The 12,116-nt window shown below is 38.9% G+C and carries 12 protein-coding genes; 11 read left to right on the forward strand and 1 reads right to left on the reverse strand.

All coding sequences use genetic code 11. The features are described from left to right. Positions 1–174: 174 nt before the first annotated feature. From AC4PID_RS11800 to nfsA, 11 genes are all read left to right on the forward strand, one after another. Complete coding sequence (locus AC4PID_RS11800; protein ID WP_492132199.1) at positions 175–1,545, forward strand: aspartate-alanine antiporter-like transporter; 1,371 nt, start codon at positions 175–177, stop codon at positions 1,543–1,545. 125 nt (positions 1,546–1,670) lie between these two features. Further along, positions 1,671–2,006 (forward strand): DUF3870 domain-containing protein, encoded by a 336-nt coding sequence (locus tag AC4PID_RS11805; protein WP_492132200.1) that lies wholly within the window; start codon positions 1,671–1,673, stop codon positions 2,004–2,006. 241 nt (positions 2,007–2,247) lie between these two features. After that, the gene (gene scpC / locus AC4PID_RS11810; RefSeq protein ID WP_492132201.1) at positions 2,248–3,753 is read left to right on the forward strand and encodes a succinyl-CoA:acetate CoA-transferase ScpC; all 1,506 of its coding nucleotides are present in this window, start codon (positions 2,248–2,250) and stop codon (positions 3,751–3,753) included. Between the two features lie 40 nt (positions 3,754–3,793). Then, positions 3,794–5,470: an acyl-CoA mutase large subunit family protein gene (locus tag AC4PID_RS11815; protein ID WP_492132202.1), complete on the forward strand. Its 1,677-nt coding sequence runs from the start codon at positions 3,794–3,796 to the stop codon at positions 5,468–5,470. A 27-nt stretch (positions 5,471–5,497) separates the two neighbouring features. After that, positions 5,498–5,893 (forward strand): cobalamin B12-binding domain-containing protein, encoded by a 396-nt coding sequence (locus tag AC4PID_RS11820; protein WP_492132007.1) that lies wholly within the window; start codon positions 5,498–5,500, stop codon positions 5,891–5,893. 182 nt (positions 5,894–6,075) lie between these two features. Continuing rightward, entirely contained in the window at positions 6,076–6,483 is a 408-nt protein-coding gene (mce, locus tag AC4PID_RS11825) for a methylmalonyl-CoA epimerase (protein ID WP_492132203.1), read from the forward strand. A gap of 11 nt (positions 6,484–6,494) precedes the next feature. Continuing rightward, on the forward strand, positions 6,495–8,042 hold the full coding sequence (gene mmdA, locus AC4PID_RS11830; RefSeq protein ID WP_492132204.1) for a methylmalonyl-CoA decarboxylase subunit alpha: 1,548 nt from the start codon (positions 6,495–6,497) through the stop codon (positions 8,040–8,042). A 13-nt stretch (positions 8,043–8,055) separates the two neighbouring features. Further along, complete coding sequence (locus AC4PID_RS11835; protein ID WP_492132205.1) at positions 8,056–8,469, forward strand: OadG family protein; 414 nt, start codon at positions 8,056–8,058, stop codon at positions 8,467–8,469. An 11-nt stretch (positions 8,470–8,480) separates the two neighbouring features. Beyond that, positions 8,481–8,876, forward strand: coding sequence for a biotin/lipoyl-containing protein (locus AC4PID_RS11840; protein WP_492132206.1), 396 nt, complete (start codon positions 8,481–8,483; stop codon positions 8,874–8,876). 34 nt (positions 8,877–8,910) lie between these two features. Next, positions 8,911–10,068, forward strand: a complete 1,158-nt coding sequence (locus AC4PID_RS11845; protein ID WP_492132207.1) for a sodium ion-translocating decarboxylase subunit beta — start codon at positions 8,911–8,913, stop codon at positions 10,066–10,068. A gap of 14 nt (positions 10,069–10,082) precedes the next feature. Next, on the forward strand, positions 10,083–10,841 hold the full coding sequence (gene nfsA / locus AC4PID_RS11850) for an oxygen-insensitive NADPH nitroreductase (protein WP_492132208.1): 759 nt from the start codon (positions 10,083–10,085) through the stop codon (positions 10,839–10,841). A gap of 53 nt (positions 10,842–10,894) precedes the next feature. On the opposite strand, the gene AC4PID_RS11855 is transcribed toward nfsA, so the two are convergent. Beyond that, positions 10,895–11,947 carry a GGDEF domain-containing protein gene (locus AC4PID_RS11855; protein ID WP_492132209.1) on the reverse strand — a complete coding sequence of 351 codons (1,053 nt, stop codon included), beginning with the start codon at positions 11,945–11,947 and terminating at the stop codon, positions 10,895–10,897. Positions 11,948–12,116 lie beyond the last annotated feature (169 nt).

Consider the following 12,116-nt stretch of genomic DNA (forward strand, 5'->3'; position numbering starts at 1 on the left):
GGTATCCTGTGATTGCGTTAACAAACTTGCCTGAACAATATAGGGTGATTCCCCATCACTCAGTCATATTGGGAGTGCGGCATAGCATTTATTTGCTATGCCTTTTTTATTGTCTGCGGCTTTGGCTTAGGGGCAAATTTAAAGGAAGTTGACAAATAAAAATAGGGGGTAGTTATGAGTTTTGATTTTAGTAGTTGGCTAATGGATCCATTTATCTTGATGTTTGTTGCCGTTGTTACTGGACTATTATTTGGTAAAATCAAGTTTGGTAAGTTTAGTTTTGGAACATCTGGAGCATTATTTACTGGATTACCGTTAGGATGGTTCATGATGGACTATGCTAAAAAATTCGGAGAAGATGACAAAGCTTATAAAGCAGCATCAACTTTGATTAAAAATGGCGTAGTTAGTAGTAGTTTCTTTACTTTATTTTTGGTCTTATTCGTCGTTGCAGTTGGATTATTAGCTGCAAAAGACATTAATATCGTTCTCAAGAAGTACGGTGTTAAATTTATTGTTCTTGGCTTTGTTATCACTTTAGTTGGTGCTGCTACAACCTATGGTATGGCTGTAATTTCAAATGATTCAAATCCTTATGAAGTTTCAGGTGTTTATACAGGTGCATTAACGAGTTCACCAGGACTTGCGGCTGCAATTGAAACTGCAAAAAAAGATGCGACTGCAAAAGTTGCTAAATTTGACTCAATGTCAGAAGAAGAAAGAATTGATTTCATTAGAATATTAGATAAAACACTAGATCCATCAACAGTTACATCGTTAACTGATGAGCAAAAAACGCAATTCATAAAAAATGCTGAGGCTGGAATTGGTGTTGGTCATGCAATCGGTTATCCATTTGGCGTATTGATTGTAATTATTGCAATGAACTTTTTCCCTAAAATATTTAGAATTAATGTGGAAAAGGAAAAAGAAGCTTTTGCAAGAGAAATGTCAGAAGCGAAAGCTGGTAGAACAGGAAAAGAAATTCCTGAAGTTTCATTTGATATGATTGCATTTGTATTCGCATGTTTCTTCGGTTATACAATTGGTCTTATCAAGATCAATCTGGATTTTATTCACTTAGGAACATTTAGCTTAGGCGCAACAGGTGGTGCTTTAATCGGTTCACTTATTCTAGGCTACATCGGAAAAATCGGATTTATCAATTTTAGAATGAATGGAAAAATTCTTGGCGTTATCAGAGAAATTTCACTTGTTTTCTTCTTAGCTATCGTCGGCTTAAGATATGGATTTGCAGTAGTAGATGCTTTAGCAGGTCCTGGCGCTTATTTAGGTGTTGTATCTTTAGTTGTAGGCGTTGTGGCTATGATGGTTGGCTATATTATCGGTAAATACATTTTCAAAATCAACTGGGTTATGCTTTCTGGAGCAATCTGTGGCGGTATGACTTCTACACCAGGTCTAGGTGCAGCAGTTGAAGCAGCTGGATCAGACGATCCTGCAGCGGGCTACGGTGCAACTTATCCGTTTGCGTTGTTAGGTATGGTTATCTTTACAATCGTACTACATTCTTTACCGATGTAATCAAATAAACGGATTGAATTAAAATACTAAAAGGTGTATAGTTACTATGGTTGAGAAAATCAGCCATAGCTGCTTACACCTTTAACGACGTTAAGTTTCGTCGGTTATAGTATTTAGGAGGCTCTATGGAATCAAATCATATATTCCTTACAGGATATGCAAAATTGCCACAAGGCATCACAGCAAAAGAACTTTATGCAGTTATAGCAGTAGGCGTCGTGATTGATATAAAAACATCTGAGATTGTTGATGCAGATTGTACACTGGCTACTGCACTTGCAAAAAGTGTCGTTAAGAATCTTCTCGTTGGGTCAAAGCTCAATGATTTAGATAAAATAGAAAAAGGCTTCAAACACCACTATTACGGTAGTGCAAGAAAAGCCATTCTATCAGCGATAAAAACATGTAATGAAAAGTACCGTCAAATTCTTGATGGTGCAGATGAAATCATCGAAGATTAATCAATTCACTTTCAAGAGCATAGTTGATATAGTACTTTAATGATTTTAGATCAAACTGAATATAAGTTAGAGGGTATCTAGCGATTTTACTAACGGAAATAAACAGCCTTTATTTCCAACGACTTAGTAATTCAAAAGCCAATTAGCCAATCTTGATGATGGTTATTTGGCTTTTTTTGTTATCTTAAAAAATGATTCCGAGAGCATCACAATAATAAGTATCTTCGAATAGGAGGGTTTTATGAATACGGGTGAGAGAGAAAAGCGTTTAAGAAGCAGTGCATTAGAACAAAAAGTAATGACTGCTGAGGCAGCTGCGAAGTTTATCAATGATGGAGATGTGGTTGCTACAAGTGGATTTACACCATCTGGTTATCCAAAAGCAGTTCCATTAGCACTTGCAGATCGTGCAAAAAATGGAGAAAAAGTTGAAATAACACTAATCACTGGTGCATCTGTTGGACCAGAGTTAGATGGAATATTAACTGAAGCTGGTGTCATCAAAAGAAGATTTCCATATCAAACAGATAGTCGTATGAGAAATGCGATTAATGCAGGTGCGGTAAAATACGCAGATATGCATTTAAGCCACGTACCACAGTTCGTAGATTATGGCTTTTTCGGTGATGTTGACGTCGCAATTATTGAAGCAATCGCAATCAATCCTGATGGCGGCATCGTACCTTCAACATCGGTAGGCGTATCACCACAAGCGATTAACAATGCAAAAAAAGTAATCGTTGAAATCAACTACTCGCAACCATTGGCATTAGAGGGTGTACATGATATCTACATGACAGAAAAACCACCTTTTAGAAAACCGATTCCAATCACAGCAAGTGGCGACCGTGTTGGAACAACTTTTATTCCATGTGATTTAGATAAAATCGTAGCAATCGTTGAAACAGACATTACAGATAAAGTTAGACCTCTTGGTGAAATCGATGAGGATTCTAAAAAAATCTCTAACCATATTATCAAATTCTTTGAAGCTGAAGTAGCAGCAGGTAGGTTACCTGAGAATTTACTACCATTACAATCGGGTGTAGGTTCTGTAGCAAATGCAGTTATGGCTGGTTTAGTAGAATCAAACTTTACAAACTTAACTTGCTATACAGAAGTAATTCAAGATTGTATGTTTGACCTTATAGATGCAGGCAAAGTAACCGTTGCTTCTGGAACATCATTCACACCATCGGAGCAGGGACAAGTAAGACTTTACGATAACATTGACCACTATACTAAACATTGTGTATTAAGACCGATGGAAATCAGTAACAACCCTGAAGTGGCAAGAAGACTTGGCGTTTTATCGATGAATACAGCAATTGAAATCGACATTTATGGACATGTTAACTCTACTAATATTATGGGATCTAGAATGATGAACGGTATTGGCGGTTCTGGTGACTTCACAAGAAATGCTTATATTTCAATCTTTACAACCGTTTCAACTGCTAAAAACGGCGATATCTCTTCTATCGTACCTATGGTGTCTCACGTCGATCATACAGAACACGATGTTCAAGTTGTGGTTACAGAGCAAGGACTTGCAGATTTAAGAGGATTATCACCACGTGAACGTGCAAGAGCAATCATTGAAAATTGTGCACACCCAGATTATAAAGCTAGACTTTTAGATTATCTTGAAAGGGCTGAAGCATTGCCTACAAAACATGAAAGTCATTTAATCGATGAAGCGCTTTCATGGCATTCAAAATTCTTAAAAACAGGTTCAATGAAATAGAGAAAACAAAATTATGCGGCCAATAACAAGGAGGGTTACAATGTTTGATCAAAAACAAGTAATGGTGATCAAAGAAGCAGTTGATAAGCAAACTGCTAAAGTGGAAGAGAGTTTAGTAAAAAGACCAGAGCGTAAAAAAGAATTCACAACAGGCTCAGGCGCACCAGTTAACAGATACTACACACCAGTAGATATCGCAGATATCGATTATATGAACGATATCGGCTTGCCAGGACAATATCCATTTACACGTGGTGTACAACCAACGATGTACAGAGGACAATTCTGGACGATGAGAATGTACGCAGGCTTTGCAACAGCAGAAGAGTCAAACAAGCGTTACAAGTTCTTAGTTGAGCAAGGATCAAGCGGATTATCAGTAGCATTCGACTTACCAACCCAAATCGGATATGACTCAGATCATCCACTTTCAGAAGGTGAAGTAGGAAAAGTAGGCGTTGCCATCGACTCATTAGCAGATATGGAAATCCTATTTGACGGTATTCCACTCGATAAAGTAAGTACATCTATGACAATCAACGCACCAGCATCTGTTTTACTTGCAATGTACATCGCAGTAGCAGAAAAACAAGGTGTGTCATCAGAAAAATTAAGAGGAACGATCCAAAACGATATCTTAAAAGAGTACATCGCAAGAGGAACGTACATTTTCCCAACAGAGCCATCTATGCGTTTGATCACAGATATCTTTGAATTCTGTTCAAAAGACGTACCACTTTGGAATACGATCTCAATCTCAGGTTACCACATTAGAGAAGCGGGCTCAACTGCAGCACAAGAAGTGGGCTTTACACTAGCAGATGGTATCGCATACGTAGAAGCAGCAGTAAAAGCAGGCTTAAACGTAGATGACTTTGCACCGAGATTATCGTTCTTCTTCAACGCACACAACGATTTATTAGAAGAAGTATCAAAATATAGAGCAGCAAGAAGATTATGGGCACGCATCATGAAAGACAGATTTGGTGCAACTAACCCAAAATCAATGCAACTTAAATTCCACACACAAACTGGTGGCTCGACATTAACGGCGCAACAACCAGAAAACAACATCGTAAGGGTAGCAATCCAAACGCTTGCAGCTGTACTTGGCGGAACGCAAAGCTTACACACTAACTCAAAAGATGAGGCGCTTGCATTACCAACAGAAGATTCAGTAAGAGTAGCGCTTAGAACACAACAAATCGTCGCAAATGAGAGCGGTGTTGCAGAAGTTGTCGATCCATTAGCAGGTTCGTACTACATTGAAGCAAAAACAAAAGAAATCGAAGATGCAGCAATGGCATATATCCAAAAAATCGATGAAATCGGTGGCGCAACAAAAGCGATTGATATGGGCTATATCCAACAAGAAATCATGGATGCATCATATGATTATCAAAAGAAAGTAGAGTCAGGTGAAATCATCGTCGTAGGTATGAACAAATACCAAATCGAAGAAGAAGCACCAAAAGGTTTATTACGTGTTGACCCATCAGTAGGCCAAATGCAAAAGAATAAGCTGGTTGAACTTAGAAGCAAACGTGACAACGGACAAGTAGAAGCAACACTCAGTGCATTAAGAGCAGCATGTAATGGTACAGACAACGTAATGCCATACATCTTAAATGCAGTAAGAGCATATGCAACACTTGGCGAGATCTGTGGCGTCATGAGAGAAGAGTTTGGCGAATACCAACAATCAGTGAATTTATAAGAGCCGAGAGAATGAGGAGGAACGGACATGGAAAGACCAATTAGAGTATTAGTAGCAAAGCCGGGATTAGACGGTCATGATAGAGGCGCGAAAGTTATCGCAAGAGCACTCAGAGATGCAGGGATGGAAGTTATCTACACAGGTTTAAGACAAACACCAGAGCAAATCGTAAGTGCAGCGATCCAAGAAGACGTAGATTGTGTAGCGATGAGTATCTTATCAGGCGCACACAACACTTTATTACCAAAAGTAGTAGAGCAGTTAAAAGCAGAAGGTGCAGATGATATCTTAGTCATCGGTGGCGGCGTAATTCCACAAGACGATATCCCATTTTTAAAAGAGAATGGCATTAAAGAAATCTTCACACCAGGCACACCAACACAAGTGACAATCGACTTCATCAAAGCAAACGTTAATTTATAAGAATCCTCCTTCTAAGTAGCGGTTAAAGATCGACCGACTAATTGATAAGAAGGTAAGACAGAAAAACAGAAACAAAAGAAGTAAACTAAAAGCAATAATAAATGAAATAGTTAGAACGCACCAAAGGCAGATGACACTGCATGTGACCTTTTGCGTGCTTCAATAAACAAGTGGAGGAAAATATGAAAGCTTTAAAAGTGGATCATATCGGTATAGCTGTAAAAAATTTAGAAGAAACTTTAGCGTTCTATCAAGAGGTACTTGGACTTGAACTTGCAGGAACAGAAACTGTAGAAGAACAAAAAGTTAAAGTTGCATTTTTGCCTGTAGGGGATACTGAAGTAGAACTTTTAGAATCAACAACAGATGATGGCCCAATCGCTAAGTTCATTGAGAAAAACGGCGAAGGCATACAACATATCGCATTTAAAGTAGAAAATATAGAAGAAGCGATTGAATACATGCAATCTAAAGGCATGAAGATGATTGACGAAAAACCTAGATACGGTGCTGGTGGTGCTAAAATAGCTTTCGTACATCCAAAAAGCTCACACAGAGTATTAGTTGAATTAAGTCAAAGAACTGAATAATGGAGGAAACCATGTCAATCAACAAACTTGAAGACTTGAGAAAACGCCGTGCAGCGATTACGCTTGGCGGTGGCGAAAAACGGATTCAAAAACAACATGAAAATGGCAAATTGACAGCTAGAGAGAGAATCAATATCTTATTTGATGAAGGCTCTTTTGTAGAATTAGACGCATTTGTTAAACATAGATGTACCAATTTTGGTATGGAAAAAGTGGATGCACCTGCTGAGGGTGTGGTTATCGGTTATGGTAAAGTTGATGGTAGATTGGTTTATGCCTATTCACAAGACTTTACGGTTGTAGGCGGATCACTTGGTGAAATGCATGCAGCAAAAATTTGTAAAGCAATGGACAATGCACTTAAAATGGGTGTCCCAATCGTTGGATTAAACGATTCAGGTGGTGCGCGTATTCAAGAGGCGGTTGATGCACTTGCTGGTTACGGAAAGATTTTTTACAAAAACACCATCGCCTCTGGCGTTATTCCTCAAATTACAGCCATAATGGGCCCTTGTGCCGGAGGCGCGGTGTATTCACCAGCTTTAACGGATTTTATCTTCATGGTAGACCAAACTTCGCAAATGTTCATCACTGGACCACAGGTTATTAAAACGGTAACAGGTGAAGAAGTAACCGCTGAAGCACTTGGTGGCGCGATGACACACAACTCTGTAAGTGGTGTCGCACACTATATCGCTCAAAACGATGAAGCGTGTATTTTAGAAATCAGAAGATTGCTTAGCTTCTTACCTTCTAATAACATTGAAAGTGCACCTGAGTACTTCACTGAAGAAGATTTAAACGTAGTGGATGAATCATTAAATACAATTATCCCAGATAACTCAAACAAACCTTATGATATGTTTGATGTTATTAGTGCAATTGTTGATGGTGGCGATTACATGGAATACCAACCTTACTTTGCAAAAAACATCATTACTTGTTTAGCAAGAATTGGTGGCAAATCAGTAGGTATCATTGCAAATCAACCTAAAGTTAATGCAGGTTGTTTAGATGTTAATGCATCTGATAAATCTGCAAGATTCATCAGAACATGTGATGCGTTTAACATTCCACTTTTAAATCTTGTTGATGTTCCAGGCTTCTTGCCAGGTACGACACAAGAGTACGGTGGTATTATCCGTCACGGCGCGAAAATGCTTTACGCATACAGTGAAGCAACTGTACCTAAATTAACACTAATTACTAGAAAAGCATATGGCGGATCTTATCTTGCTATGTGTTCTAAAGACTTAGGCGCAGATTTAGTTCTCGCTTGGCCAACAGCAGAAATCGCTGTTATGGGGCCTCAAGGTGCTGCAAACATCATCTTCAGAGGTGAAATTGACAAAGCTGAAGATAAAGCAGCTACTAGAGCAAGAGTCATCCAAGAATATACCGATGAATTCGCTACACCATATAAAGCAGCAGAACGTGGTTTTGTTGACGATGTTATTGAACCTGCATTTACGCGTTCAAGATTAATTGATGCGTTTGATATGTTGGCTTCTAAAAGAGAAACGCGACCAACAAAAAAACATGGTAATATTCCATTATAAGAGAGGTAATTAGATGAGTGCATTAGAACAATTTAAGCATGCTGACTCCTTTGCGCAAATGTCATTGGGTGATAAGCTTGCTGCTACTGGGCAAGTCATTCTCTTAGGTATGGGCATCACCTTCATCGCCTTAATCTTGATTTGGGGTTTGACAGCGCTTATGTCAAAAGCGATCCAAGGAATTGAAAAAGGTTCTGAGGTTAAAAAAGTGAAAGCAGCAGTTCCAAATGTTGTTAAGTCAGAGCCAGTGGCAAAAATTGAAGTAACAGACGATAGTGAGTTAATTGCAGTAATATCTGCAGCAGTAGCAGCTAGTCTAAATACTTCTGTCAATAATATTATCGTAACAAATATAAAGCGTATTTCAGATACAACACCATCTTGGGGACAAGCGGGTAGAAGCGATTTAATGAATTCACGAGTATAGCGGAGGATAACATGAAGAAGTTTAATATAACAGTAAACGGCAAATCATATGAAGTTGAAGTAGAAGAATTAGGTGGCGTAGCATCTGCACCAGTTAGCAGAGCAGCAGCACCAGTAGCATCTGCACCAAAAGCAGCACCAGCACCTGCAGCAGCGCCTAAAGCTGCACCAGCACCAGCTCCAGTGGCAGGCGATGGCGAAGTAGTGGCATCTCCAATGCCTGGAACTATCCTTGATATTAAAGTGAACGTTGGCGATACAGTAGCGAGTGGTGCGGTTTTACTCATCCTTGAAGCGATGAAAATGGAAAATGAAATCATGGCACCAGTAGCAGGTACAGTTAAATCAATCACAGTATCAAAAGGTGCATCAGTAAATTCAGGAGACGTTTTAGTTGTAATCGGTTAATCGATCACAGACTAAAATCGAAAGGAGATACAAGATGCTACAAACAATTAAGGATTTTTACTTGTCGACTGGTATCGCTCAGATGACAGTTGGAAACGGCATCATGATCCTCGTCGCGTTTATTCTGATGTTCCTAGCGATTAAGAAGGGTTTTGAACCGTTATTGTTAATCCCAATCTCATTTGGTATGTTCCTAACGAACTTACCACTGGCTGGCCTAATGGCTGAACCTGTAATGGGTGCAGATGGTCACGTCGCTGAGATTGGCGGTCTATTATACTATCTATATCAAGGGGACCACTTGGGCATCTTCCCACCACTTATCTTCTTAGGGGTTGGCGCGATGACAGACTTTGGTCCATTGATTGCAAATCCAAAGTCACTTTTATTAGGTGCAGCAGCACAGTTTGGTATCTTCATTACATTCTTAGGTGCAATCGCATCAGGTCTGTTTACACCAACTGAAGCAGCATCTATCGGTATCATAGGTGGTGCAGATGGTCCAACAGCGATCTTCTTATCATCGAAATTAGCACCACATTTACTAGGATCAATCGCGGTAGCGGCGTATTCATACATGGCACTGGTACCTGTTATTCAGCCGCCAATTATGAAGGCATTGACAACAAAGGAAGAGAGAAAAATCGTTATGAAGCAGTTAAGACCTGTTTCAAAACTTGAGAAAATCATCTTCCCAATTATGACAACACTGATCGTATCATTAATCGTACCACCTGCAGCAGCACTCGTGGGGATGTTGATGCTGGGTAACCTCTTTAAGGAGTCGGGTGCAGTAACGCGTTTAAGTGATACAGCGCAAAATGCAATGATGAATATCGTAACGATCTTCCTCGGTGTAACGGTAGGTGCAACTGCTTCAGCAGAAGCCTTCCTAAATGTTAAGACAATTGCTATAATGTGTTTAGGTGTCATTGCGTTTGCATTTGGTACAGCAGCTGGCGTTATCTTAGCAAAAGTCATGAATAAGGTCACAAAAGATCCGGTTAATCCACTGATCGGTTCAGCAGGTGTATCAGCAGTACCAATGGCAGCGCGTGTTTCACAAGTTGTCGGACAAAAGGAAAATCCAGGGAACTTCCTACTCATGCATGCCATGGGTCCGAACGTTGCTGGTGTAATTGGATCAGCCGTATCAGCAGGTGTGTTGTTATCTCTGTTCCAAGGTTTTTAGAGAGGTGAATTAACGTGAATCAAACCCTTGAGTTGATGTTTTCACACCGTTCGATCCGTAAATTTACGGAACAAGCGGTTTCAGAAGAATCCGTAAAGCAGATTATCAAAGCCGCTCAGTCTGCAGCGACATCGAGTTTCTTACAAGCGTATAGTATCATTGATGTTCGCAAGCCTGAGCTTAGATCAAAACTTAAATTCCTATGCGGTGATCAAGAGTACGTCGAAACTGCTCCGTTGTTTTTAGTGTTTTGTGGTGATGTTCATCGAACCAAAATTGTGTGCGATAACGAGGCGAACAAAATTGGTGATAATGGCCTAACGACTTACGAGTCGGGATGGACGGAAACCTTCATTATCGCTACGGTCGACGCAGCTTTAGCCGGTCAAAATGCCATGCTAGCAGCTGAGTCTCTCGGATTAGGTGGTGTATTTATAGGTGGTATACGCAACAACGCACAGGAAGTCTCTGATCTCCTCGAACTGCCGGAAGAAGTGTATCCAATCTTTGGTATCTGTCTAGGGTATCCTGCTCAAGATCCGTTGGTCAAAGAGCGGCTCCCTGAAGAACTCATTTACAGTGTTGATAAGTATCAAAAACTGGATGATCAAACACTTCAGGCATATGATCAGCGTATTAGTGACTATTACGTCAAAAGAACTCGAGGTAAGATTAACGATACTTGGTCTCATAGTATCAGTAAAAAGTTTGCAAGTGAAAAAAGAGAGCATATGTTATCTTTCTTGCAAAAAAGAGGCTTTTTAAAGAAATAGATAAAAAGAAAAGAGAATAAATAAAAAGAGGCTTGCAATCTGCAAGCCTCTTTTTATATGGTATTTGTTTGATTTTTACCGCGATACTTTGAGATGTAGAGCGCTTTGTCAGCATCCTTCATAACATCTTCAAAGGATTGATGCTTATCCGTTAAAGTTGCTACACCAAGACTTACTGTAAAATTAATGCAGTTATTTTGGTGAGGAACACATAAATTTTCTAAAGTACTTCGAATGCTTTCAGCTAGTTTAAGCGAGTTTTCCAAATGGGTATTCTCAAGCAATATTGCAAACTCCTCGCCACCATATCGTGCAAAAATAAATTTTGAATGTATGAGTGTATTAACGGTGTTTGCCAGGTCTTTTAAAACCACATCTCCAATATGATGACCATAACTATCATTTATAGATTTGAAATTGTCGATATCAAATATTATAGCCGATAATGGCAATTCTTTTTCTTTGTGTACCAGAAAAAACGACTGGCCAATAGTTGCAAAGTAGCCTCGGTTATAGATTTTTGTAAGTGCATCATGATCCGCAAGATAGGAAAGATTTGCCTCAGTTCTAGCCAATTGCAAAGAATACATATAAAGCATAAAGATCAACGCTATAAAAGAGACAAGCGTGCTAACAACTCTAAATAAATGATTGATATCAAAGTCGACAGTTATAATTGGTCCATAGAATTGATACGAGGATGAAATAAAATACCCAGTACAAATCATAACAGAAAAAATGATTCCAAAAAGTCGATTTTTAACTTGATTGAGATCGTTGAATAAGAAAGAAATGACCAATAGTGGAATGAGCATATAGTGAAAGCCACTAGATGGTGTGAATAATATATTGGTTTGTATCATTACGATAACTAACGAACTTGTTACAGCGATCCATTTAGAGTAATCCATTTGATTCAGTAAAAATAAGTAAACAGAAATACCAAATGGAATGAGCATGATACCTTCAAAAAAAGAAGCAAGATAAAATTTTTGTAAGAAAAAGATGAGTGAAAACAGTACCAAAACGAAATGAGAAATCAAAAGGTAGTATAAATAGAGTTTATCTCTTGCGTTAAACACGCGCCTTCTTGGATACAATTTCATAATTACCCCTATAAGTTTTCTTTTGTCGTCAGACCCTTCTATTATAGCATAGGACTATGGTCTCGAGTGTAAAAACAAATTTATATGGATTTGTTTCTTCGTGAAAAGTTTGTTAGACTTAAAAGGTAGGTGTACCATCATTAGGTGGTAAAAGGTATATAAAGGAGGC

Source organism: Fusibacter sp. QWL-12 (assembly GCF_058683495.1).